Genomic DNA, 23,454 nt, shown 5'->3' on the forward strand with positions numbered 1-23,454 from the left:
TCCCGACAGCCGCCCGGACGCGCAGACGCCGATACCTCGCAGTCCAGGGCGATCGCAGCGCCGCGGCACGTCATGCTGCGCCGCGCCCGCATGCGCCTCCGCCACCGCCCGACCCCTGGCCGTGACCGTTCCCTGACGGCCGTGGACGGGCGAGTGTGTCACCTTATCGAATGCTCCATACGGTGGCGATCTCAGATATCCATCTTTGCGAGCTCGAGCCGGGTGACGGCCTGTGGATGCGTTACCGTCAGGCTCCTTACTCCCCCGACAGCGAGGTCGCGGCGATGCTGGACGCGCTCCGGGACGAGATGCGGCAGGGCGCGGCGCGCGGCGCCGAGCGCGATGAGCTCACGCTCGTGCTCAACGGCGATGTGTTCGACTTCGATGCGCCGCGCGTGATCGACCAGCAGAGCGTCTTTCACGACCTCCCCCGCAGCGCCGAGCACGCGGTCCCTGCGATGAAGGCGATCCTCGCGGACCACCCGGTGTTCATCGAGGCGCTCGGTCGCGTCGTCGCGGACGGGCACACCGTCGTGTTCATCTCCGGCAACCACGACGTCCAGCTCACGTTGCCCGAGGTGCGCGACCTGATCCGGGCCCGCGTCGTCGATGCGGCGCTCGCCGCGCTGGCCGACGCGCCGCTCTCCAGCGCCGCGCGCGCGGCGCTCGGCGCGCGCGTCGTGTTTCGCGCGTGGTTCCACAAGACGCCCGACGGCATCATCGTGGAGCACGGCAACCAGTACGACGCGTATTGCAGCTACAGGTACCCGATGGTCCCGTTCGGGCGTAAACCCGGCGAGATCCAGCCCACCATGGGCTCGCTCGTGTGCCGGCTGCTCGTGTCGCGGATGGGCTACTTCAACCCGCACGTGGACGCCTCGTTCATGCTGTCCGCGTTCGGGTACCTCGCGCACTGGGCGCGTTACTACATGTTCTCCAGCCGCTCGCTCGCGGGCGCGTGGGCGCTCGGCGCGCTCCGCACGCTCGTCGAGCTCGTGCGCCGGCGCGAGCCGGAGCGGCGCGCTCGCCTGCGCGAGTGCCTCGCCGCCGCGGCGCAGGAGACGGGCGCCCCGCTCCGCGCCGTGGCCCGTCACGCCCGCCTGTTCGCCCCCCCGGCGGAGGATCGGCTGGGGCTCGTCGCGCGCGAGCTGTGGCTCGATCGGGCCGCGCTCGCGCTGCTCGCGGTCGCGGTGGCGCTCGTGTGGCTGGTGCTCGCTCCGCTCTGGCTCGCGCCGGGGGCGCTCGTCGCGCCGGCGGCGCTCATCGTCTACGAGCGCCTCGTGCCGAAGCTCCCGCTCGATGCAACGTGGCAGCGCGTCAGTCGCGCCGCGCGCCACGTCGCCCGCGCCCATCGCGCCAGAGCGGTCGTCTTCGGCCACACGCACACGCCCGAGGGCACCTGGGAGGGCGGGCTGTTCTTCGGCAACACCGGCTCGTGGTCCGCCGCCTTCGAGGACGTGGCCTGCACCAAGCCGGTCTTCGCCGCGCGCCCCCTGGTCTGGCTGAGGTCCGAGCCGGGGGCGGGCAGCGCCGCGCGCCTCTCGGGAGGCCTCGTGACCTGGAAGAACGGCCGCTTCGAGGCCCTCACGGCCAGCGTCCCGCCCCCTGCCGGGCAGCGCAGCGAGCCGCACGGCGCCCATCCGCCTCTCCAGTCGCCAGCGACCGCCGCGCTGCGCACGTGACGCGCGTCACGCACGTCACGCACGTCACGCACGTGCCCGAGCAGGCCGGCGCTCTTCACTCGAATTGAGCTCCTTCCTGACTTGCGCGAGGCGTCCCGCCGCTGGATGCTCCCGGCACGACACGCGTCCCGCTGACGAGGAAGCTCTGTGAACCCCCCGCTCCACATCGAAGCCGCCGGTGACAGCGACGTTGGCCACCAGCGCGAGCACAACGAGGACAGCTTCGCGGTCGATCTGGATCTCGGCCTCTTCGTCGTCGCGGACGGCATCGGCGGCGCCGCCGGTGGGGAGGTCGCGTCACGGATGGCGGTCGACATCGTGCGCTCGTTCTGCAAGGACGGCGAGGGCGAGATCACCCAGCCGACGGGGTACGACGAGGAGGTGACGCCCCTCGAGCTGCGCCTGGTGTCGTCCATCTGGCGCGCCAACGAGCGCATCTTCGAGGTCGGGCAGCGCGACCCGCTCTGCTACGGCATGGGGACGACGTTCGCGGGCGTCTACGTCGACGGGAGCTCGGCGTGCATCGCGCACGTCGGCGACAGCCGCGTCTACCGTTACCGAAGGCGCCGGCTCGAGCGGCTCACCGAGGATCACTCGCTCTGGAACGAGCACCTGAACAGCGGCGAGCAGCTGCCTGACGATGTGGATCCGCTGCTCGCCCGCAACGTCGTGACGCGCGCGCTCGGGATGGGGAAGACCGTCGACGTGGCCACGCGCGTCGAGCGGCCCGAGGCCGGAGATCTCCTGCTGATCTGCTCGGACGGGCTCTCGGGTCCGGTCTCCGAGCTGGAGATCGCCGAGCTGCTCGCGCAGGAGAGCGACCTCGCCACGACGGCGCGGTCCCTCATCGACCGCGCCAACCAGCACGGCGGCCCCGACAACGTCACGTGCGTGCTCGTGCGGTGGAACGCCGGCGACTGACGCGGCCGAGCGCGCCGCGCCGGAGCGGGGTGCTGCTTCGTGGGATACGGGCCGCCGAACGACGCGGATGAGCCAGTAGCGCACGAAGATGCGCCCCGCTCTACGGGAGCGTCTTGATCCGGAGCAGATCGGCGGACCTTGTCATGTCGCTGGCGAGCGTGCCCGGGGTCGCGTCGTCGCTCTCGTGCTCCACGAGCGAGAACAGCTTCCCGAACGGCGTTGCGAGCTGCTCGTCGGTCGGCTCCGCCTCGCTCCACCCCTCCGGAAGCGGCGGCAGCGCGTCGCCTTCGATCGCGTCGTACGCGCTCGACAGCCGCTCGAAGCCGTCGCGCACCGCCTTGTCGACCTCCGCGCCCTCGGCGCCCTTGGTCAGGATCCACGGCTGGAAGGCCTCGTAGGTCGCCACGCCGGCCGCGACGTTCGCGCGCATGTCGGCGAGCGTGTACTGGGCGTAGCGCGACTCCTCCTCTCCGGTCGCCGCCTTGCTGGTCTTCTCCACCTGCTCCGCGATGGAGGCGATGACCCCGCGGTAGGCGGACGGCGCGTCGAGCGCGAGCGATCCGAAATCCGATTGCATCTTCGCCGCGTCGGCCGCGAGGCGCGCGCAGAGCGCGTCCTTGAACGAAGCGGCCTCGGCCTCGGTGGCAGGAAAGGTCGCCTCGCTGTAGTTATCGAGCTCAGACTCGAAGGCGAGGACGGGCTCCGGGATCGCGTCGGCCCAGAGGATGCGCTCGATGGCGTGCACGCCGGTCACCCCCTCACCGTCGAAGAGGTCGTCGTCGGCCTCGACCTCGATGAAGGCGTCGTAGCGGGCATCCGTCGAGTAGTCGAGATCCGGAAAGACGACCGCGATGGCTCCTTCGATGCTCTCGTAGGCTTGCCGTGCCTTCTTCCACTCGGCCTTCATGGCATCGACGGCCTCCTTGTCGCTCGCCGCGCTCCACCCGTCGGCGTCCGGCGCGGGCGCGGCCGCCTGGAGCGCGGCCGTGGCGGCGGCGAACTGGTCGATGTTGCCCTGGATGAAGGTCTTCACGTCGGACACGGCCTGCTGCTCGTACTCCGCGTCGGTGAGCAGCGTCTCGTTGTCGCTTCCACACGCAGGAAGCGAGAGGGCGGCGGCGGCGATGGCCAGACCGGACCGCAAGCGGGCGGGGATGTGCATGATGTTGAGCTCCTTGTCACCGCTCGCGTGGGGCGAGCGCGCGATGTGGATTGGTGCGTGTGCGTCTCGGTGGACGTCGATCAGAGCGAGCGCACGAAGTCGATCAGGGCCCCGCGATCCTCGTAGGAGAGCGCGCGGAACGCGGCGACCGAAGCGGCGGCCTCCGAGCCGGGGCCGTCGTGGAGCAAGATGGCCTGCTCGATGGTCCTGGCGCGGCCGTCGTGGAGGTACGAGGTGCTGTGGCGCACGCCGATGAGCGGCGCCGTCCGCCAGGCGACGGAGCTGGCCGACTCGTCGGCCAGCCCGTCGGCGAGATCAGGGCCGAGGTCGTGCAGGAGGAAATCCGTGTAGACGGGAGCGTCGATGTCCGCGAGCTGCGCGATCGGGTAGTCGGCGCGCGTCCTCAGCGAGGGGACATGGCAGGCGGCGCAGTCGGCCTCGGCGAACAGCGCCTGGCCGCGCGCGTCGGCGGGCGCGCGCCTCGGGATCTCGAGCAAGCGCATGTAGTCGGCGACAGCGTTCACCGTGTCGAGGACCACGTCCTCGCCCGGCTTGGCGTCGTCCGTGAGCCCGTCGGGGTTCGGCAGCTCGTCCGGCCGGAGCGGCGAGGTGATGCCCATGTCGCCCTGGTAGGCGTCGGCCGTGAAGTCGTCGAGCGTGGCGACCCGCGCCTTGAACCCGAAGCGGCCGATGAGGTTCTCGTCGCCCTCGACGAAGGCGTTGAACGACTCGTCCCCGCTCTTCTTCGAGTGGAACACCACGCGGTTGATGCGCCCGCGGATGGCGTCGCCGCGCGCGGCCTGCTCGGCCGCGACCCGCTCGATCTCGGCGTCGTCGACCGCCTCCATGTAGCCGCGCCCGAACACCGGCGGGCCGAGGCGCTTCGAGACCTTGATCGTCGCCCCGGTCTCGGGCTGCGAGAGCGTCGTCGCCCCCCCGACGGCGTAGGGCCGCAACGTGTGTCCGTAGGGGAGCCCCCCCTGATCCGCCGCCGGCGTCACGCCGTCGTCCTCGACGAGCGCCATCTTCTGAACCGCGCCCGGGCCGCGCGCGGCGCCGTCGTGACAGCCGGCGCACGCCGCGCGGATGTAGAGCGGCCCGAGGCCATCGCGCTCGCGAAAGACGAAATCGAAGAGCGCGTCGCCGTCCTTGAACCGAGCTACCTGCTCCGCAGAAGCGTCGTGCAGCGGGATGTCGGTGAGGTCATCGCCGATCAGCGTGATGCCAGCCAGAGGATCGTCGGGAGCGGACTCCGAGCCGCAACCCACACTGAAGACCAGCGGGAGGGCAAGAAACAGGGCAAATCGTGACATGTCGTCGACCGGAACCGTAGCCGTAAATGAAAGTCAGCGTCAATAACCCACGGCGGCGCGCTCGCCGGGCTGGTGTGCGGGATCGCGCATGGGCGGATCCCACCGCCTTGCGAAGCGTGGCGGAGGCTCGGGCGTTACACTGCCCGAGCCGGCGCGGACGGGCTCACGCTGGAGGACAGCGGATGAAGCAGCGAGATGACGAGCGGCGCGCGGCCTCGAAGGCCCTCCGGGACGGACTGCGGGAGATCGAGCGGAACGAGGAGCGCCGCGCGGCTCACGAGGAGCTCAGCGCCGGCTGGCTCCGGTACATGGGCCCCGGCTACGGCAACGACATCTGCTCGATGTGCGGCGCGCTCCTCGATAGGGGAACGGCCTACATGCACTGCGCGCCCTGCCTGGCGACGCGCGGGATCGACGAGCAGGCGCTGCGCGGCGTGTGCGCGCAGGCGATGGCGGAGGACTGGCCGTTCCAGGATCGCCGCCTCGACGGCGGGCGCTGGGCGCGCGCGCTGATCGCGTTCTGGCGGAATCACGTCGATCCGATCGAGTCGAAGGCGATCCCGTACCGGAACAACACGCTCGAGTCTTCCTTCTACTACATGAAGCGACGCCTCACCGAGGCGGGGGTCGCGGACATCTGGACGGTGCCTGACGAGAGCCAGCGTGGGCTCGATCCTGCGATGGTCGTGCGGGCCCGGGGCGGCGCGCTTGCGATCGGCGTCACCACCCAGCGGCGCATCGCGACGGCCGACGAGGGCGCGCACGCGCACATCGCGCTGTTCGACGAGTTCCTCCACCTCGCGGGCGCGCGGGAGGGCTTCCTGGTGGTCGAGAAGCTGAGCCGACGTGCGCGGCGCGACACGCCCGTCCGGGAGATCGTGGTGACCACCGCCGAGGGACGGCGCGTGACGCAGCTCCGCTGCATGCAGGAGGATCGGAGTTGGCCCGCGCCGGCGGCGCCGGCGTAGAGCCGGGCGCTGTCGCGGCGCGGACCTCACGCCGCGCTACTGCCGGAAACGCTGCTCGATATCGTAGATCTCCGCCGCCACGCCGTCGGCTCCATCATAGGTTCGGCTGGCCCCGCGCCCTCCGATCCCGGCCTCACCCAGCTCGATGGTCGTGTTCATGAGCGAAGGCTCGATGCCCGCGTACGCGATGACGATCGAGTGGCCGCCGAGCCCGCCGCCGCCCGGGCCGCCCTGGCCACCCCGGCCACCGCGACCGCCAGGGCAGGCGGCGTTCAGCCCCGTGGCCTCGCCTCGGGTCCCAGCTGCCCCGTGGTCGCCGCCCTCGCCGCCCGGCTGGCCCTCGCCCCCAGCGCCGCCATTGCCGCCGCGGCCGGTCTTCAGGACCACGTCGTTCAAGTCGATGGACGCGCTCCCCACGAAGAGGGCGATGCTCACCCCGCCGGCGCCTCCGCCGCGGCCGCCGAGCCCCCCGCACCCGCCCGCGCCCCCGGCGCCTCCGCCAGCGCCGGCCGCAGAGGCCTCGAAAGGGCACATCTGCGCGCCGGTGCCGCCCTTCGCGCCGCCGCCTCCTCCGCCGCCCTGGCCCCGCCTGCCCGGCGTCCCGTCGCCGGCGAGCGGGCCGGTATACCCATCCAGGAACAGATCGCCGAAGCCCGTCGCACCGGCGCCCGGACTCCCGTCCACCCCGTCCGCGCCCTCCCGCCCCGCGGTGCAGCGCTGGGCGCTGGTCTCGCCCTTGCCGCCGTTCATCACGTCGCTCGGAACCCCGCTGCTTCCATCCCCCCCGGACTCCAGGCCGCCCGTCCCTCCCGTGCCGCCGCGCGAGTCGTCGGATCGATCGTCGGGCGTACCGCAGGTGTTGTTCACGGGGAGCCCGCCGGTGACCGTCGTGGCCGAGCACGCGGCGTTGCCGAAGTTGCCGGTCATCCCTTTCTCGGCAGCGCCGTCCACGAACGCCCCGCCGCTCGCCCCCGGCGCCCCGTCGCCCGCCTCGAGGATGCACCGCGTGAAATGGACAGGGACCCCGGAGCTGTTCGCGGCGATAGCCGATCGGCCTGCCAGCTCGGTGTGGGTCACCGGGATCGAGCGCGCGATCACGTGGAGATCCTCGATCACCGCCGCGCCTTCGCCGTTGTCGAACGAGAGCGGCGTCTCGCCTTCGGGAGCGGTGAGCGTGGTCTTCTTCTTGTCGCCTATCCAGCGCCAGCGGTCGTCGCAGTCGAGCCCGCCGAAGAGCCTGTGTCCCCCCGGCACGATCACCGCCTCATCGAACGTCTGGGCGCAGAGATAGATGCGCCTTCCGTTGTCCGGGGAGAGCTGGAGCGCCTCCGAGATCGTCTTCAGGGGCGCCCTCTGGATCCCCGCGTTGGCGTCGTCCCCCAGGGTGCTCGAGACCCACACCCCGCACTTCGAGGGGACCGTCTCGTGCTTGCTCGGAGTGCAGGCCTCGTCGGACAGCTCGTCTTCGAGGTTCCCTATCCCGATGATATCATCCGGCTGCTCGAAGCAGCCGCTCAACGCCATCGCGACCGGAATGAACCCCACTACCCGTGCATCAACCTTGAATCGAATCCTCATACTATTCCTATTCCGGTCAGCCCTGCGCGTTTTCCAAGCAAAGCGACCTGCGCGTGCCGCCCGGCGCGATCGCCACGCCTGCCCCGTCACGCGCGCGCTCGTTGGCGGGCGCCGGCGTCGCCCGGGTGGGGGAGGGGTCACCCGGGCGGGGAGGAGACGAGGGCCGCGGCGTGCGTGAGCGCGCGGCCGCCGCGCGCCGGCAGGCGCGCGGCGTGTCGGCTCAGTTGCCCCCAGTTGCCCCCAGTTGCCCATCGCCGGGTATTCCGTGCGAACATCGGCCCATGAGCGCGAAGCTGGGGGATCTCGTGCGCGAGCTGATCGAGGCCGGCGGCGGCGAGCCGATCGAAGGCGGTCGCTTCCTGCCGCTCGTCACGCTGGAGTCCGGCGCCCGGGTGGGACTGGACGGCTCGGGCGCCTGGGTCTTCGCGCCCGAAGGCGGCGGGGCGGCTCAGGCCATCGCGCCGGAGCGCGGGCGGGCCTTCTTCGAGGTGCTGGAAACGAAGCGGGACGACTTCGACGCGAGCATCGAGGCGGCGGCGAAGGCCGCGGGCCTGCCCCCCGAGGAGGTGGCCTTCTCGTTCCCCGCGGCCGACGTCGTCCGCGCGGTGCTCGCGAGAGGCTTGCCGAGCATGACGCGGCTCGCGCTCTCGTGGCTCCGGTTGACGGAGGTCCGCGCGCTCCGCGCCGAGATCATGGCCGTCTCGCGCGACCCGACGATGCCCGTGCCCGTCCGGGACCTGGCGGAGCGGCTCACGGTCCCCGCGTGAGCCCGCGCCGCGCCCCGCCCGGAGGCGGGGCCGGCGCGGGGAGGGAGGTCAGACGGTCGCGAACGCGTCGGCCGGGATGTCGAGCGCGGACGAGTCCTCGCGCCCGAGGATCTCGGCCGAGAACTTCGCGTGCGGCAGCACGTTGGCCGCGAAGTAGAGGGCAGCGTGCTTCTTGCCCTCGTAGAAGGCGCGGTCCTTCGCGCCGGCGTCGCCGGCCGGGAGGCCCTCCATCGCCTTGAGCGCGATGACCGCGCCGTCGAGCAGGAGCCAGCCGATCGCGAGCTCGCTCATCATCTCGAGGAAGCGGTTCGCCGCGAGCGGCACCATCGGCATCTTGCCCATCTGGAACCACGAGAGCAGCCGCATCGCGGTGCCGGCGACGGCCTCGTGCGCCTCGCGGAGCTCCTTGATGCTCGCGGCGAGGACGGGGTGCTTCTCGTTGGCCTTCACGAACTCGGCCACGTCGTTCAGGAAGGCCTGCAGGTTGACCCCGCCGCCCTGGCCGAGCTTCCGCCCGACGAGGTCCATCGCCTGGATGTGGTTCGTGCCCTCGTAGATCGAGAAGACCTTCGCGTCGCGGCAGTACTGCTCGACCGGGTAATCCTTCGTGTACCCGGCGCCGCCGAAGGTCTGGATCGCCGTCTCGCAGACGCGGAACGCCTGGTCGGACGAGTAGGCCTTCACGAGCGGCACGAGCAGGTCGACCTGGCCCTGGTTGTAGGCGGCCGCGCGGTCGTCCTTGCCCTGGTAGACGGCGACCGCGTCCTGGTGGCGCGCGAGCTTGATGATGAGCGCGCGGATGCCCTCCACGCGGCTCTTCATGTCGAGCAGCATCCGCCGCACGTCCGGGTGATCGATGACCGGCACGCGCGGCGCCGTCGCGTCCTTCCACTGGAGGATCGACGAGCCCTGCTTGCGATCCTTCGCGTACTCGAGCGCGTTCAGGTACGCCGAGGACGCGACCGACACGCCCTGCAGGCCCACGGAGATGCGCGCGCCGTTCATCATCCGGAACATCTGCGGCATGCCCTGGTGCTCGACGGTGCCGACGAGCTCCCCGAGGCACGCGTCGCTCTCGCCGAAGTTGAGCACGCACGTCGACGACCCGTTGATGCCCATCTTGTGCTCGATGTTGCCGACGACGACGTCGTTCGGCGCGCCGAGCGAGCCGTCGTCGTTCACCCGGACCTTGGGTACGACGAAGAGGCTGAGCCCCTTCGTGCCGGGGGGCGCGCCCTCGACGCGGGCGAGCACGAGGTGCACCACGTTCTCGGTGAGGTCCTGATCGCCGCCGGAGATGAAGATCTTCGTGCCGCGGATGAGGTACTTGCCGTCCTTCTGCTTCACCGCGCTCGTCCGCGACGAGCCGACGTCCGACCCGGCCTGGGGCTCGGTCAGGCACATCGTCCCGCTCCACTGCCCGCCGTACATCCGCTTCAAGAAGAGGTCGCGCTGCCTCGGCGTCCCGAAGTGCTCGATCACCTCGGCCGCGCCGTACGTCAGCCCGGGGTACATGTTGAGCGCCGCGTTCGCGCCGCAGAGGAACTCCTCCACCACCGTGTAGAGCGTGAAGGGACCGCCCTGACCGTCGTAGGTGGGCGAGACCGAGACCGACTTCCACCCGGCCTCATACAGCTTGTCCCACGCGTCCTTGAACCCCGGCGGGGTCTTGACCTGCCCCTCCTCGATGCGACAGCCGACCCGATCGCCGACCGCGTTGAGCGGGCCGAAGACATCGCACGCGAACTTGTACGCCTCGTCGACGACCATCCCGACCTCGTCGCGCCCCCACGCGTCGTAGGGCGCGCTGCCGAGCAGCTCGTCCAGGCGGAATTGCTCGAAGAGGAGGAAGCGGATCTCGCGGAGGTCGGCCTTGTAGCGGTTCTGGTGGGTTTGAGCGTTCGACATGGGAGACCTCCTCGTTGCCGCGGCAGGGAGGCGCTGGCAGCCGGTTCCCTTCCCGGTCTTCCGCGCAGCTGCGGCACAGTTCTGCATTCGCCTAGCATGTCGCCGCGGCGCGTCAACAGCCGTCCGCAACATGTGAAGAATCTCGTGGAGATCCGTGGAGATCGGGGCATCCGAGGCGGGTCCTCGGCGGGGCTCCCGCGCCGGGATCCACGGCGTTGAACTGGCGAGCGGCGCGGCGTAGGCTCGCTCGCGATCGACCATGTCCGACCCGGCTTACATCACGCCCAGCGGGGCCAGGAGGCTGTCCGAAGAGCTCGCGCGGCTCCGCTCCGTGGAGCGGCCTCGCGTCGTCCAGGAGGTCGCCGACGCGGCGGCGCAGGGCGACCGCTCCGAGAACGCCGAGTACATCTACGGCAAGAAGAAGCTGCGCGAGATCGACCGGCGGATGCACTACCTGACCAAGCGGCTGGAGAAGGCCGTCGTGGTCGATCCGTCCGAGCAGCGCGGCGACAAGGTCTTCTTCGGCGCGACGGTCGAGATCGAGGGCGAGGACGGCGCGCGCCACACGTACCAGATCGTGGGCGAGGACGAGATCGACAGCGCGGCAGGACGCATCAGCTGGCGCTCTCCGGTCGGCCGGTCGCTCCTCGGCAAGCGGGCGGGGGATGTGATCACGGTGCGCCGCCCGGCGGGCGAGGCGGAGATGGAGCTCATCTCGGTGCGTTACGGCTGAGCGCCGCGCAGGCGCCAGGGCCAGAGAAAAGGAGACGGGAATCGGCATGAGGATCTTGCACACGATGCTCCGGGTCGGCGATCTCGAGCGCTCGATCGGCTTCTACAGGGACGTGCTCGGGATGCAGCTCCTGTCGCGGCAGGACTACCCGGAGGGCAAGTTCACGCTCTGCTTCCTCGGCTACGGGAAGAACCCCGAGCACGCCGAGCTCGAGCTCACGCACAACTGGGGCGTGGACAAATACGAGCTCGGCACGGCGTACGGGCACATCGCGCTCGGGGTCGACGACATCCGCGGGGCCTGCGACCGCATCCGGGCGGCGGGCGGGAAGATCACGCGCGAGCCGGGCCCGATGAAGCACGGCAAGACCGTGATCGCGTTCGTCGAGGATCCGGACGGCTACAAGGTCGAGCTCATCGAGGAGTCGAGCCGGAGCCGGTAGCCGGAGCCGGGACTCGAGGCCGGCGAGGCGCGTCGAGGCAGGTGAGGGCGCGGAGCGGCCGGAGGCCCAGAGGAGCCTCCGCGCTGCCCGCGCCTCGTCTCTGCTACGCGCTCGCCTACGCGCTCGCTTCAAGCCCGCGAGGCGCGGCTGATCAGGCGCCCACGACCGGCGCGGCGTCGTTCGCCGGCTCGGGGGACGAAAGCTCGCCGCCCTCTGCCGCGGACGCCTCCTCGTCGGGCGCCTTGGCCGGCGCCTCGGACGAGGCGCTGCTCGCGGCCGCCGCGGCCTTCTCGGCGTTCGGGCGCCGGCCGCGCGGCTTCTGCAGCAGCGACGGGGCGAGGTCGCCGTCGCCGCCCTCGTGCCAGCGCAGGTACGCGACGGCGCGGCGGCACTCCTCGTACGCCTTCGCGACCAGCGAGATCGCGCGGGCGCGGCGATCGCCGGCGTCGGTGATCTTCGGCGCCGCGGACGAGCCCTTGCCGGGCTTCGCGGCGAGCGCGGCGAGGAGGCGCACGCCGAGATCCGCGGCGCGCTCGAGCTCCTCGTCCTCGACCGCCGTCTTCGCGCGGACCTTGTCCCAGGAGCCGCGGAAGAGCTCGGCCAGGGCGATGAGATCGCTCGCGAGATCCGCGTGCCCCTTGCCCTTGCGGATGTCGGCGACGCGCTGCTTGTCGAGGAGGTTCCTGTGACCGAGCGCCTCGGCGGCGACGAGGAGCGCCTCGCGCAGCGTGCCGGCCTCTTCGGTGAGCTTCTTCGCGTCGAGCTCGCTCGCGGGCGTGCTGTAGAGAAGATCGGCGTACCAGGCCGCGAGGGCGAAGTCCTCGAGCTCGTCCAGCATCGCGATCGGATGGTTCGGGAGATCCCGGACGATCTCGTCGCGGAGCTCGCGCAGGTGGGGCAGGGCGGAGAGCACGGAGCTCACGGCCCTGGGGACCTCGACGTAGACGGTCACGAGATCGTCGGGGCCGAGCTCGAGGAGCTTCGGCTCAACGCGGCCGTACGCAGCGAGCGCGGCGGCCGGCGAGGACGGGAGAACGGGAGCAGGTGCTGCTTTCGGGGGTCTCGCCATACAGGTGTCTCCAGCGGAGGGCGCGCACACTGCCAGACAGAAGCGCGAAGGGAAAGGGGGACCGCGCGATTGCCGGCGGAGGCTCGGCCGGAGGGCGCCCTGGCGCGAACAGACTCTCCGGCCGGGCGCGCTGTGCTCTGGTAGATTGCGGCGCGAGGACTCACGACATCATGTACGCGATTGCGATCATTCGTTACAGGCGACCGCTCGACGAGGTGCTCCCGGCCGTCGACGCCCACCGCGCCTACCTGAAGGGGCTCATCGAGCAGGGACTGGTGCTCGTGTCAGGGCCGCTCGATCCCCGCTACGGCGGGGCGCTCCTGCTCCGGGTGCCCGACGAGGCGGCCGCGGCGACGCTGGATCGGATCCGGGACGGCGATCCCTTCACGGCGAAGGGGCTGGCGCAGTACGAGCTCCTGCCCTGGGCGCCGGTGTTCGGAAAGGAGGAGCTCGACAGGGTGTTCGCCTCGAAGCCCTGACGGGAGCGCCGCGCCGTTCATCGCACCGGCGCCGTCCGCGCCGCCGACCGCGCCGCCCGCTACGGCGTGTCGAACGAGAGCACGCCCGAGTCGTCCGTCGTGTAGCGCCCGCCCGGCGTGATGCGCATCGCGAGCTCCGGCTCCCGGGAGACGACGGCCACGTCGTATCCGCCCTTCGGCACGAGACCGGTGATCACGTGCCTGCGCGTCGCGCGAGGCACCTGATAGGACAGCGACCCCGAGCTCGGTCGCGGTTCCGAGCGCAGATCCGAGCGGAAGAGGACGACCGTGCCCGCCACGAGCGCGCCGTCGAAGCCGGAGCCCTGCGCGCTGTCGATCCGCGTCGCCGCATCCATCGCCGCGCCCGCGTCCGCGCCTTGCAGTACGTGCAGGAAGCGGACGTCCGTCGGAGCGGCCTGATCCTCCACGACGAGGCGGTGGGTCGTCGGCTCCATCGCCGCCGGCTTGTCGACGTTCTCGATCGGCACGGCCGCCATGCGGGCGCTCCGCGGCAAGAGGCTCTGGATGAACAGCGTCTGCCCCCGCGGGGTCACGGCGCTGGCCGTCCGGCCGGCGATCCGCGGCGCCGAGGTGGTCATCAGGTTGAACCGCTTGAACCGACCGGCGGTGCGGGACGTCGCGCGGTCGTAGACGACCACGTGATCCGGCTGCAGCCAGACGACCGACCGGCTCGCATGGACCATGTCGCGGGCGGCGTCCGTGGGCACCCAGACGTTCTCGCGGGTGTTGTACAGATCCGTCGCTATCCCCTCGGCGAACACGTAGCCGGCGCCGCGGGTCATGCGCGTGATCGGATCGCCGGCAGCGCGCCCCTCGCGCCACTGGCCGCCTCGCGCGACGATCTCCTTCTCGTACCAGCGGATATTCGACGGCTTGTCGTTCTGCAGGGAGAGGGTGTTGTGGTAGTCGGTCGTGGCCCCGATCAGGTTGTTCGAGTAACTCGTGTGCTCCTTCGTCAACCACTCTCCCTTCCGGTAGAGCTCGATCTGATTGCAATCGCCGATCTGGTGGTTGATGGTGACCCAGCCGCACCGCCAGGTGAACCACGTCGCGCCCGCCGTCCAGTCCGAGCGCGCGCGGAGGGAGCCGCGTCCCTGCGCCCGCTCGAAGAAGGCTGTGGGCATCACCGGGCGAGGATCCGCCGGGAGCGGCGCGGCCGGGTCGAAGAGCATGAAGCTCAGGATCGCCCGGCTCGGGGCGGGTGAGCCCCAGATCTTGGACGTGCGCGCGTAGAGCTCGGGCGCGCCGCCCGCGATCGTGTTGGCCACGATCCAGCGCGATCTCTGCAAGCGCGCGGTGTTGCCCGTGAGCTGGTCGTAGACGCCAAGCGAGCCGAACAGCTCCGCGAAGCGCGGCTCGACCCAGACCTGCAGCGTGTCGCCGTAGTTCGCCATCTCGTAGACCGGCCCGAGGTCGCGCCTCGACGGGTACGTGACCGGGCCCGGCGCGATCGAGTGCAGGAACCCGTCCGTGAAGCGGTCCCAGTATCCGCTGCGCAGCAGCCCGATCTGAGGTCCTGACTGGGCCTGGGTGCCGTAGCCGGCCGTGTAGAGCCCGAGCAGCGCGTGGTGGAGGGTCGCGACGCCGCCGCCGTAGAGAAAGCCCTCCACGGGCAGGCCGCCGCTGGCCACGCCGAGCCCGTCGGACGGGACCCCGAGCTGCTTGGCCGCGGTCTCGGAGGCCTCGAAGATGGCAAAGGCCTGGTAGAGCCACGCGCCCGTCGCGTCCGCGCGATAGCTGCGCAGCGTGTTGCCGAGCGTCCCCGCCGGCGCGCTCGGATCGAGCGGAGGGTCGTCCGCGTCGTCCATCGAGAGCGACATCAGCGTGACCTGGCGCAGATGGCCGAGATAGTAGTTGTTCGCAGCCCACCTGAGCTGGAGCGGATCGCGGAGCAGCGCCGGATCGTTCATGACGCCGACGGGGTGGGGGTGCTCGTTGCCCGCCGTCGAGGCGTGGAGGTTGTCGTCAATCCACCTGAGAAAGACCTGCCGTATCTTGGCCTTGTCGCCGGCGGAGAGCACCGGGCGGCCGCCGCTGTCGGTCGCGTTATAGATCCAATCGACCGTCAGCGGGAACCCTTCACCCCACCAGCGCGAACGATCGCCGGTCGCGAACCCCGGGCGGCGGAAGGGCTGGCCGTCGGCTCTCCCCTTGCTCGCCTCCTCGATGGCGACCATCAAGAGATTGCGCGCCCTGACGGCGTGGGTGGGGCGGGCCGCGACGTCGGCATCGATGAGCGACATGAATGCGAAAAACTCGGCATACGCCTCGGTCGGATACTGCTCGTAGGCGTTGGTGCCGCCGTCCGGCCACGTCGGGTTCGGCCGCCCATTCGGGTAGAACCGGCCTTCGTAAGCTGCGATCGCACCCCGGAGCGCGGGCAACAGGGCTTCCCTGTACATGCGGTTTCGGCTGTCCGCGGCCCACCCGCGCAGCCTTGGGAGGTGTTCGTTCGTGAGCCAGAGTCGCGGGTGACCGGTGACAGGCTGCGCGGCGGCGCGCCCCGGCGCCCCGACAAGGCCCAGGGAGAGCACCGCGGCGGTGAGGATGTGGTGAATCGGTCGCATGCTGGTTCTCGGTATCGCTGGGCGCGAACAGCCGCGCCGGCCAGCGTTGACCCACGCTGAACAGCACGCGTCGTGCCGAGTATTTGCGTGCGCGTCGCGCGTCACGAGGAATGAGCAGTGTGCGTCCGTGTCACATGGCCAACATCGACGGCGCCGCCGAGCGGCTCGCGCGTGGCGACCTCATCAACCCTCGGGCGGAGACGCGCGCATCATCCCTGTGCTCGACCGTCGGAGGACGGCGCCATGCACGTCGCGCAGGTGGTAATACTGCGTACCATTCACCTGGTAAGGCGACGCCATCGCGGCCGAGCTGGCGCTCGCGCTTCGCGGGGCAGGACGGCGGCGACGTAGAAATAGCGAGCGCAATCGAAATGCCGAGCGGAGTGAGCCCTCGCCTCCGCGCCCCTCCGCGGCCCCGGAAGACTCGGACACCTCGGAACGTCAGAACGTCGGAGGACACGCGCCTCGAGGCTCGAGGACACATGACGCGAATCCGCCGCACCTCCGCGCGGATCTGTCGCTATACTCGGCGAAGATAGGAGCGCTCTGCAGCATGCCGACGCCAGACTCCTCCCAGTTCCTTGGCGATCCTCGGGTCCTGCGCGAGGGGAATCTCGTGAAGGGCACCCTGATCGGCTCCCGCGCCGAGGCCCTGCGGCAGAGCTATGGCGATCGGGCCGTGGCGGATCTGAGCCGTCAGCTCTCGCCGCAGGCGGCCCGCTACCTCGACGATCCGCCGATGCCTCTGGCCTGGCACGACATGGCGCCGCTCCTCGAGATCGACTGCGCGCTCCTGCACGGGCTCTTCGGCGGCAGGATGGAGAAGATGCGCTTCTTCGGCGCGGAGATCGCCCGGAAGGACCTGACGACGACCTACAAGACGATGGCGGTGGTGGGCTCGCCGTCGGTGCTCTTCAAGCGCTTCGGCCTCATGTACAAGACCTACTTCAAGTACGGCGACTTCAGCGTGACGGCCACCAGCGACGCCGCGGGGAGGGCCACGCTCTCGGGCGGCGGCCTGCCGCTCTACATGTGCGGCCATGCCATCTTGGGCTGGGTCGAGGCGGGCCTCGCGCTCCTGGGCAGCAAGCGCAGCTCGGTCGAGCATACGGCGTGCAGGCACCGCGGGGCGCCGCGGTGCACCTGGTCGATCTACTGGTGATCCGCCGCTGGTTCCTCGGGGCTTCGCCCCGAACCCCTGCGTCCGCTTCGCGGCCGCGCCAGTTCCATGTCAGCAATCCCCGGCGGGATTTCTGACATGGAACTAGGCGGCGGCCCGCCCGTCGTCCCCGAACGCCGCCCGCGCGAGCAGCCGCTGCAGCGCCTCGGCGCTCTCCTCCCACGACGGGGGCGCCGCCTCGGCGAACGCGTCCTCGTCCCAGGTTCGCGCGAGCGCCTCGCGGAGCGCCCGGCCGAGCGCCCCGGCATCGCGCGACGGGACGAGAAGCCCGGTGCGCCCCGGCGTCACCACATCCGGGATGCCCCCGACGCGCGTGGCCACCACAGGCCGCGCAGCCGCGAGCGCCTCGAGCACCACGTTCGGCGTTCCTTCCGCCCAGCTCGGAAGCGCCAGAAGATCCGTCGCGGCGAGGTGGCGGGCAACCGCGGAGAGCGGCCTTGCCCCGACCGCGATGATCCGCCCGCGCCCCTCGCCCAGATCGGCGGGCTCGCGATCGCGCCGCGCGGCGGCCTGCTCGACCGCAGCCCGCTCCGGACCGTCGCCGACGATCACGAGATGGACAGGCTCGCTTCCGTCGTGGCCGTCCCTGCCGAGCGCCTCGAACGCGTGCAGCAGCTCGTGGATCCCTTTCTCCCGGCTGACGTGCCCGACGAAGGTGACGATGCGCCCGCGCGCCGGGAGCCCGAGCTCGCGCCGGGCAGCGCGCCGGTCGGCAGGGCGGAAGAGCGCGCGGTCGACCCCGTTGCGGACCAGGACCGCGCGCTCCTTCGGCGCGCCGAGGGCCACGAGCGCCTCGACCATCGGCCGGCTCACGCCGATGGCGCATGCGGCGGACCGGAGCGCGCTGCCGACGAGCGGCCGCACCGATCGCCAGCGCGCCACGACGTTCACGTCCGTGCCGTGGGCCTTCACCGCATAAGGGAGGCCGAGCATCCGGGCGAGCAGCGCCGCAGCGCAGGCGTCGGGGTAGAGCCACGCCCCCAGCACGACGTCGAACCGCCCCCGCAGCCGCGGGACGTACGGCAGGAGCCCCGCCAGGTAGAGCGGCGCGTTCACGGGCGCCAGCACCCGACCCGCCCCGGGGAGGTACGGCGCGCGCGCGTGGACCACGGGAACGCCGTCGATCTCGTCGCGCGCGGGCACCGCCACCAGCCGGCCCGGGCGTGTGCGATCGCCCAGGAGCGATACGCCCGGGTGGTACGGGATCGCCGCGAGCACCTCCACCGCGCACAGGCGCGACAGCGCCGCGAGCTGCTGCCGCTGGAACGCGCACGACAGCGGCTCAACCCGGTTCGGAAAGATGCGCGTCACCCAGAGGACGCGCAGCGGCCTCGGCCAGCCCGCCTCCTTCATGCCCACGTTCACACCCGACTTCATGATGTAATATTTGTTACATTCGATGGGTCCGCCCTCAGCGGGGCAGCGATGGACTCCGGGGTACGTCCTGCCCTGTCGGCGCACGTCCACACCGCGAGCGCACGCCTTGCACGGCCTGGCCCGCTCTCCGGAGTGTCCCCGGCGGCGCTGCGCAGCCCCTCGCCCGGCACGCCGTAGCACGCGCACGCCGAGGCCAGATTTGTAATGTTGCAAACATCATCGAACGTGGGACGCTCCGGGCGCCGGGCGTGCTGCCGGGGAGGGGAGGGCGGCCGATTCGGGTCGCTCCGTGCCGCGGGGCTTGCCGCTCGACAGCGAGGGGGCGCGTGTTCTCGTTCGTCTTGCCGATGTGGGACTCCGACGTGACGGCGCGGGCGGCGCTGGAGCAGAGCGTGGCGTCGAACGTCGGGGACGTGGGCTCGGGAGCGCTGATGGCTGGCGTCGTGGGCTCGCTCGAGGGGTCTCTCCGGGGCGAGGTGTCTCGTTATGGACTGAGCGTCGATGGAAGCTACGAGCGGGTATTTCAGGTCTCGCTCGACCCGGCTCGACTCACGCCCTCCGACAGCGCCTCGGCGCGGCTCGGCGGGGGAGCGGGCTGGGCGCTCTCGCCGCTCGCGGATCTCTCCATGGCCGCGGCCGGCTACCTCGCGACCCGCCTCGGCGTGCGCGCCGACGACGCGCTCGCCGCGCGCGATCCCTTCCTGTCCGGCGATCGCCTGCAATACACCCTCTCCGCCGCGCCGGCCCTCTCCATCACGGCGTCGCGGCGCTCCTCGGTGCGCGTCGGCGTCGGCTACGAGCAGGCGGGCGCGCTCTCGGCCGACGACCCTGCCGCGGTCGGGATCGACGCGCACACGGGGCGCGCCGAGGTGAGCACCTCGTTCGATCTCGGCGCGCTGGACACGCTGACACCCGAGCTCCGGTACGAGGTCACCCAGTACCATCACGCGCTGCTCGACACCGATCTCACGCGCGGCGCGGCCCGCGTCCACGCCGGCGCCGCGCTCCTCTCCGAGTCTCACGAGCTCACGCGGAACCTCTCGACGCGCGTCGCCGGCGGCGTGACCGTCGCGAGCCCGCCGCCCGTGCTGTCGTCGCGCGACGCGGTGCTCTCGCCGGCGGCGCGGATCGGGCTCACCTACGTGGAGGAGCGCTATCGGCTGACGGCGGGTTATGCCTATGCCTACACGTCGCTCGGGCCGAGGATCGGATTCGGACACGAGCACGAGGCGTCCCTCGAAGCGAGCTTTCGGCCCGCCCGGGGCGGCGCGACCCGCGACCTCATCGTGACCGGGGTCGCCCGCTTCTCGACCGGCAGCGCCCACGTCGCCGCCAATCCCCCGCTCCATCTCACCCCCGGCGCGGCGGCGCCCTCCAGGGAAGGGTCGCTGTCCACCACCACCGCGCTCGCGGGCGCGGAGATCTCCTATCCCCTCTGGCGCGGGCTCGCGCTGAGCGGCGGCGTCGATCTGGAGTACACGCGCGCCGCGCTCGATCCAGCCCCGAACGCAGGCGAGGCCGGCGGCTCGCTGAGGAGCATCGTCAGCGCCGGCATCTCGGGGACGCTATCGACGGATCGACACCGGACGCTCCGCCGCGATCCCGACGGCGCATGGGACGACGAGCGCCGCGGCGCGATGATCCAGGGGATGCCCTCCGGCCGCTGGCAGGCGCCCGAGCCAGGCCGCGAGCCCGACGACGGCGGCGACACCTCCGGCGAGGCCCCACCCGCGCGCGCCGCGCAAGCCGGCCCGCGCGCCACGCGCGACGCGCGATAAGCCCCTCGACACGCCAATCGCTCCCCCCGCAGGGAGCGGCGCGCCCACCCGCGCGACGGCTCAGCCGCAGGAGAGCCGGCGAGACAACCGTGCACCGGGCGGCGCACGCCTGGCGTGGCGCGTGGCGCGTGGCGCGCGGAGGCTCAGCCTCGGTCCACGGGACGCTAAGGACTCGACGTAGGCAATCCGTCGACGGCGTTCTCGCGCCGCGACTCCCCACGACAGCCCGCACGTCATCGGCGCGACCCGGCCGCGAAAGCGCCAATTTCGCCGCGCCCGACCTCGCGCACGGCGGCTCAGTCCGCCGTCATGAAATGAGATTCGTCGGAGGCATCTGGCAGTCTGCCCCGGTCTGCTCTAGTGTAGGTTCAACTACAACCGTAGGTGCCCCGTCAGAGGCGACGCGCCGTGATGTGCGACCGCCCGGGGCCGACGAGTGGAGGGAAGATGCTGGAGCTGTTCCGGTCGCCGCGCCGGGCCATGGTGTGGTTTGTCGAGGCCAGCCTGCTCTCGCTCCTGGTGTGCTGCGCGCCGGGCGTGATCGTGGGCTGGGAGCATACGCTCGATGGGGAGCGCTTCGGACGGACAGCGAGCATCTCGTTGGTGGCGCTGACGTCGCTCTACTATCACGGCCTGTACGGGCCCGAGCCTCCCAGGGCACGGGCGCTGGTCCTGACGACGTTCCGGGCGCTCGGCCTGGCGGCGGCTGTGCTGTGGCTCGCGTTCTGGCTCGTGCCGGACGCGCAGATCAGCGACCGGGTGCTCCTGACGTCGCTCGGGGCGGCGGCGCTCGTGCTCCCCGCGTGGCGCGCGGCGTGTGATCGGGTGATGAGGAGCGAGAGCTTCTCCAAGCGCGCGGTCGTGCTGGGCTCAGGCGAGCTCGCCCGCTCGTGCGCGGCCCTCATCCGGAAGGATGGACAGGTCCTCGGGCTGCGCCTCGCCGGCCGGCTCGTCAGAGACGAGGAGCCGATCGACGAGGCCGAGATCGCGGGGAGGTACCGCGACCTCCGCCGCCTCGTCGAGCAGCGCGGCGTCGCGGCGGTGATCGTGGCGACGTCCGATCGCCGCGCCGCCTTCCCGCTGGAAGAGTTGCTCGATCTGAAGCTCCGCGGCGTCGAGATCGAGGAGGGCATGGATTTCTACGAGCGGGTGACCGGCAAGATCTGCGTGCGCGAGCTGAGGCCGAGCCAGATCATCTTCTCTCACGGGTTCAGCGTGCGGCGGCGGACGCTGATCGCGAAGCGGATCTTCGACGTCGCGTGCGCGACCGCCGGGCTCGTCCTCGCGCTGCCGCTGATGGCGCTCACGGCCGCCCTCGTGAAGCTCGACTCCAGGGGGCCGGCGCTCTATTCGCAGATCCGGACAGGCGCTCTCGGGAAGCCGTTCAGGATCCACAAGTTCCGCTCGATGAGGACCGACGCCGAGAAGGACGGGGCGGCGTGGGCGACCGAGAACGATCCGCGCGTGACCCGCGTCGGGCGGTTCATCCGGAAGACGCGGCTCGACGAGCTGCCGCAGCTCTGGAATGTGCTCGTCGGCGAGATGAGCATGGTGGGGCCGCGGCCCGAGCGCCCCGAGTTCATCGACGCCCTGGAGAAGCAAATCCCCTTCTTCCGGCAGCGGCTCTTCGTGAAGCCGGGAGTGACGGGGCACGCACAGGTGCGCTGCCGTTACGGCGCGTCCGCCGAGGACGCGCTGGAGAAGCTCCAGTATGATCTCTATTATATGAAGAGCTTCTCGCTCTGGTTCGATATCTCCATCCTCATCGACACCGTGAAGGTCGTGCTCTGGCGCATCGGCGCACGGTGAATCGTCCAGCGGCCGCTCCGTGCAATGGCTGCGCTCTTTACCGCCGGGCTCGGTGGCGCGCCCTCTGCAGAGCACGCGCGAGAGATCGGCGGTCGTCGGTCTACGGGGGGTTCGGCGATGAAGACGTGGATGAGGGCGAGCGTCGTGAGCTCGGTGCTTCTGGTCCAGGGCTGCGCGGAGCTCGACCCGGCGCCGGGAGAGAGCGTCGCCGTCGCGGCGAGCAGCCTGAACGTCTCGGCCTTCCGCTTCATGGAAGGCGGAGAGCTGCCGTATGTGCTCGGCTTCTCGCCCGAGATCGGCCAGATCCTCGGCGGCGCGCACCAGCTCCTCATCCCGCGAGCCGGCGGCCGCGAGGCGCTCGACGGCGCCAACCTGCCCTCGCACCTGCACCCCGAGCTCCGGGGCTCCCTGCTCCAGCTCAACTCGACGCTCCGGGAAGGCGAGGCGCAGTCGACCGCGTTCGCCTCGAACTGGTGGCCGCAGCGGCAGAACGGCATCGCCGATCGCTGGAACTCGACCAACAAGAACTACTCCGACCGGATCTCCGACCCGGACAACATCTCTCCCGTCGAGAAATACGATGTCCTGTTCCACTCGGGGCAGATGGAGACGCTCGGGGCCATCGCCTCGTGGAGCATGGACGACCTCAGGAGGCCTCCCTACCTGCGCAATCCTCCGTATATCCAGCCGACGGTGGTCGTCGCCGGCCCGGCCACGCGCTGGGAGCTACAGCATCACGGGCTCTACCAGGGTGTCTACCCGGAGTACTGGTGGGGGCACTGCAACGGGTGGTCGGCCTACGTCGCCGCCGAGGGGGCCGGGCCGCGCCGCGACGTCCGGGTGAAGCTCTCCGGCGCGAAGGTGACCGAGTGCGCCGCGGCGGAGACCGGCTGCGTCCTGTTCCGCATGGCGGACATCGAGGCGCTGATGAGCGAGCTCTACTTCAGCGACTCGGTGACCTTCTCGGGACGTCGCTGCGAGACGCGGGCGGATCGGACGATGCGCGACGTCTACGGCAGGCCCATCGACCCCGCCTGCCGCGACCTGAACCCGGCCACGATGCACGTGGCCATGACCGGGCTGCTCGGGGTCGGAGCAAAGCCGCTCCACGGCGACTCGACCCAGCGACAGAAGCTCATGTTCGTCGTCGACCACACCTGGGACGTCGAGGTGTGGAGCTTCCCCGTCAAGCAGTTCTCGATCGATGTCATCGAGCAGGTGGACGTCCGGCAGGCCGCGCGGCTCCTGTGCGGCGGCGCGTATGCGGGCGCCGACTGCTACAATTACAGGTTCAACCCGGGCGCGACGCGCTTCGTCCGCGTCGCCGCGCGCTTCTGGATGATCTCCGATTCGGTCACCGGCGAGACGCTGCTCACGCCGCCCGAGCAGCGCACCGTGCCGCTCTCCGTGTCGGAGCTGCACTACGTGCTCGAGCTCGACGAGAACCTCACCATCCTGGGCGGCGAGTGGATCAAGAACCCCTCGATCGTGAACGGGGTCAACGGCAAGGAGCTCCACCCGGATTATCTCTGGATCCCGGTGCGGGCCCAGGGCGCGGGCGAGGACGCCGACGATCTCGGGGGCGCCGAGGACAACCCCTACATCTCGTACGCGAAGGTCAAGGCGCTGCTCACGCTCTCGCAGCGCGACGACTGAGGCGCAATGCCGTGCGCGCCGCGCGCGCCGCGCCCGAAGCGCCC

General features: G+C 71.1%; 18 protein-coding genes. 11 read left to right on the forward strand and 7 right to left on the reverse strand.

Annotated features, from left to right (window positions below; translation table 11 throughout):
- The first annotated feature begins 182 nt into the window (after positions 1-182).
- Positions 183-1,682 carry a hypothetical protein gene (locus WME82_RS19835; protein WP_437747069.1) on the forward strand — a complete coding sequence of 500 codons (1,500 nt, stop codon included), beginning with the start codon at positions 183-185 and terminating at the stop codon, positions 1,680-1,682.
- Between the two features lie 147 nt (positions 1,683-1,829).
- Positions 1,830-2,603: a PP2C family protein-serine/threonine phosphatase gene (locus WME82_RS19840; protein WP_438044118.1), complete on the forward strand. Its 774-nt coding sequence runs from the start codon at positions 1,830-1,832 to the stop codon at positions 2,601-2,603.
- 100 nt (positions 2,604-2,703) lie between these two features.
- Here WME82_RS19840 and WME82_RS19845 read toward each other — a convergent pair whose 3' ends face one another.
- Together WME82_RS19845 and WME82_RS19850 are read right to left on the reverse strand one after the other, a co-directional pair.
- Entirely contained in the window at positions 2,704-3,765 is a 1,062-nt protein-coding gene (locus WME82_RS19845) for an EfeM/EfeO family lipoprotein (RefSeq protein WP_438044119.1), read from the reverse strand.
- An 80-nt stretch (positions 3,766-3,845) separates the two neighbouring features.
- A complete protein-coding gene (locus WME82_RS19850) occupies positions 3,846-5,078 on the reverse strand; it encodes a di-heme oxidoredictase family protein (protein ID WP_437916806.1) in 1,233 nt (410 codons plus the stop codon).
- 182 nt (positions 5,079-5,260) lie between these two features.
- On the opposite strand from WME82_RS19850, the gene WME82_RS19855 reads away from it, so the two are divergent.
- Positions 5,261-6,046: a hypothetical protein gene (locus WME82_RS19855; RefSeq protein WP_437767675.1), complete on the forward strand. Its 786-nt coding sequence runs from the start codon at positions 5,261-5,263 to the stop codon at positions 6,044-6,046.
- Between the two features lie 36 nt (positions 6,047-6,082).
- Here WME82_RS19855 and WME82_RS19860 read toward each other — a convergent pair whose 3' ends face one another.
- The gene (locus WME82_RS19860) at positions 6,083-7,624 is read right to left on the reverse strand and encodes a PGRS family protein (protein ID WP_438044120.1); all 1,542 of its coding nucleotides are present in this window, start codon (positions 7,622-7,624) and stop codon (positions 6,083-6,085) included.
- A gap of 281 nt (positions 7,625-7,905) precedes the next feature.
- On the opposite strand from WME82_RS19860, the gene WME82_RS19865 reads away from it, so the two are divergent.
- The gene (locus WME82_RS19865; RefSeq protein ID WP_437872997.1) at positions 7,906-8,391 is read left to right on the forward strand and encodes a hypothetical protein; all 486 of its coding nucleotides are present in this window, start codon (positions 7,906-7,908) and stop codon (positions 8,389-8,391) included.
- A 48-nt stretch (positions 8,392-8,439) separates the two neighbouring features.
- Here the strand turns inward: WME82_RS19865 and WME82_RS19870 are convergent, their stop codons facing one another.
- On the reverse strand, positions 8,440-10,299 hold the full coding sequence (locus tag WME82_RS19870; protein ID WP_437747076.1) for an acyl-CoA dehydrogenase: 1,860 nt from the start codon (positions 10,297-10,299) through the stop codon (positions 8,440-8,442).
- A gap of 259 nt (positions 10,300-10,558) precedes the next feature.
- On the opposite strand from WME82_RS19870, the gene greB reads away from it, so the two are divergent.
- Positions 10,559-11,032, forward strand: a complete 474-nt coding sequence (gene greB / locus WME82_RS19875) for a transcription elongation factor GreB (protein ID WP_437747077.1) — start codon at positions 10,559-10,561, stop codon at positions 11,030-11,032.
- A gap of 46 nt (positions 11,033-11,078) precedes the next feature.
- Positions 11,079-11,474 (forward strand): lactoylglutathione lyase, encoded by a 396-nt coding sequence (gene gloA / locus WME82_RS19880; RefSeq protein ID WP_437718537.1) that lies wholly within the window; start codon positions 11,079-11,081, stop codon positions 11,472-11,474.
- 151 nt (positions 11,475-11,625) lie between these two features.
- Here the strand turns inward: gloA and WME82_RS19885 are convergent, their stop codons facing one another.
- Positions 11,626-12,543: a hypothetical protein gene (locus WME82_RS19885; RefSeq protein ID WP_437747078.1), complete on the reverse strand. Its 918-nt coding sequence runs from the start codon at positions 12,541-12,543 to the stop codon at positions 11,626-11,628.
- A 170-nt stretch (positions 12,544-12,713) separates the two neighbouring features.
- On the opposite strand from WME82_RS19885, the gene WME82_RS19890 reads away from it, so the two are divergent.
- The gene (locus WME82_RS19890) at positions 12,714-13,022 is read left to right on the forward strand and encodes a YciI family protein (protein ID WP_438044121.1); all 309 of its coding nucleotides are present in this window, start codon (positions 12,714-12,716) and stop codon (positions 13,020-13,022) included.
- A 59-nt stretch (positions 13,023-13,081) separates the two neighbouring features.
- Here the strand turns inward: WME82_RS19890 and WME82_RS19895 are convergent, their stop codons facing one another.
- Positions 13,082-15,610, reverse strand: coding sequence for a hypothetical protein (locus tag WME82_RS19895; protein ID WP_438044122.1), 2,529 nt, complete (start codon positions 15,608-15,610; stop codon positions 13,082-13,084).
- Positions 15,611-16,163: 553 nt separating this feature from the next.
- Here WME82_RS19895 and WME82_RS19900 point away from each other — a divergent pair.
- Positions 16,164-16,772 (forward strand): hypothetical protein, encoded by a 609-nt coding sequence (locus tag WME82_RS19900; RefSeq protein WP_437916810.1) that lies wholly within the window; start codon positions 16,164-16,166, stop codon positions 16,770-16,772.
- A 102-nt stretch (positions 16,773-16,874) separates the two neighbouring features.
- Here WME82_RS19900 and WME82_RS19905 read toward each other — a convergent pair whose 3' ends face one another.
- Entirely contained in the window at positions 16,875-18,167 is a 1,293-nt protein-coding gene (locus WME82_RS19905; protein ID WP_438044123.1) for a glycosyltransferase family 4 protein, read from the reverse strand.
- 326 nt (positions 18,168-18,493) lie between these two features.
- Here WME82_RS19905 and WME82_RS19910 point away from each other — a divergent pair, with 326 nt between their 5' ends.
- The 3 genes from WME82_RS19910 (at position 18,494) to WME82_RS19920 (ending at position 23,410) form a co-directional block, all read left to right on the forward strand.
- Entirely contained in the window at positions 18,494-19,945 is a 1,452-nt protein-coding gene (locus WME82_RS19910) for a hypothetical protein (protein WP_438044124.1), read from the forward strand.
- A 447-nt stretch (positions 19,946-20,392) separates the two neighbouring features.
- Positions 20,393-21,754 (forward strand): sugar transferase, encoded by a 1,362-nt coding sequence (locus WME82_RS19915; RefSeq protein ID WP_438044125.1) that lies wholly within the window; start codon positions 20,393-20,395, stop codon positions 21,752-21,754.
- 129 nt (positions 21,755-21,883) lie between these two features.
- Positions 21,884-23,410, forward strand: a complete 1,527-nt coding sequence (locus WME82_RS19920) for a hypothetical protein (protein WP_438044126.1) — start codon at positions 21,884-21,886, stop codon at positions 23,408-23,410.
- Positions 23,411-23,454: the final 44 nt, after the last annotated feature.

The sequence above is a fragment of the Sorangium sp. So ce128 genome, from assembly GCF_051525245.1.
Lineage (GTDB): Bacteria > Myxococcota_A > Polyangia > Polyangiales > Polyangiaceae > Sorangium > Sorangium cellulosum_B.

What these genes read in the sequence shown, in the direction of transcription:
- WME82_RS19845 (WP_438044119.1), bottom strand. Translation starts at nt 3,765, where the DNA reads ATGCACATCCCCGCCCGCTTGCGGTCCGGTCTGGCCATCGCCGCCGCC.
- WME82_RS19850 (WP_437916806.1), bottom strand. Translation starts at nt 5,078, where the DNA reads ATGTCACGATTTGCCCTGTTTCTTGCCCTCCCGCTGGTCTTCAGTGTG.
- WME82_RS19855 (WP_437767675.1), top strand. Translation starts at nt 5,261, where the DNA reads ATGAAGCAGCGAGATGACGAGCGGCGCGCGGCCTCGAAGGCCCTCCGG.
- WME82_RS19860 (WP_438044120.1), bottom strand. Translation starts at nt 7,624, where the DNA reads ATGAGGATTCGATTCAAGGTTGATGCACGGGTAGTGGGGTTCATTCCG.
- WME82_RS19865 (WP_437872997.1), top strand. Translation starts at nt 7,906, where the DNA reads ATGAGCGCGAAGCTGGGGGATCTCGTGCGCGAGCTGATCGAGGCCGGC.
- WME82_RS19870 (WP_437747076.1), bottom strand. Translation starts at nt 10,299, where the DNA reads ATGTCGAACGCTCAAACCCACCAGAACCGCTACAAGGCCGACCTCCGC.
- greB (WP_437747077.1), top strand. Translation starts at nt 10,559, where the DNA reads ATGTCCGACCCGGCTTACATCACGCCCAGCGGGGCCAGGAGGCTGTCC.
- gloA (WP_437718537.1), top strand. Translation starts at nt 11,079, where the DNA reads ATGAGGATCTTGCACACGATGCTCCGGGTCGGCGATCTCGAGCGCTCG.
- WME82_RS19885 (WP_437747078.1), bottom strand. Translation starts at nt 12,543, where the DNA reads ATGGCGAGACCCCCGAAAGCAGCACCTGCTCCCGTTCTCCCGTCCTCG.
- WME82_RS19890 (WP_438044121.1), top strand. Translation starts at nt 12,714, where the DNA reads ATGTACGCGATTGCGATCATTCGTTACAGGCGACCGCTCGACGAGGTG.
- WME82_RS19895 (WP_438044122.1), bottom strand. Translation starts at nt 15,610, where the DNA reads ATGCGACCGATTCACCACATCCTCACCGCCGCGGTGCTCTCCCTGGGC.
- WME82_RS19900 (WP_437916810.1), top strand. Translation starts at nt 16,164, where the DNA reads ATGCCGACGCCAGACTCCTCCCAGTTCCTTGGCGATCCTCGGGTCCTG.
- WME82_RS19905 (WP_438044123.1), bottom strand. Translation starts at nt 18,167, where the DNA reads ATGAAGTCGGGTGTGAACGTGGGCATGAAGGAGGCGGGCTGGCCGAGG.
- WME82_RS19915 (WP_438044125.1), top strand. Translation starts at nt 20,393, where the DNA reads ATGCTGGAGCTGTTCCGGTCGCCGCGCCGGGCCATGGTGTGGTTTGTC.
- WME82_RS19920 (WP_438044126.1), top strand. Translation starts at nt 21,884, where the DNA reads ATGAGGGCGAGCGTCGTGAGCTCGGTGCTTCTGGTCCAGGGCTGCGCG.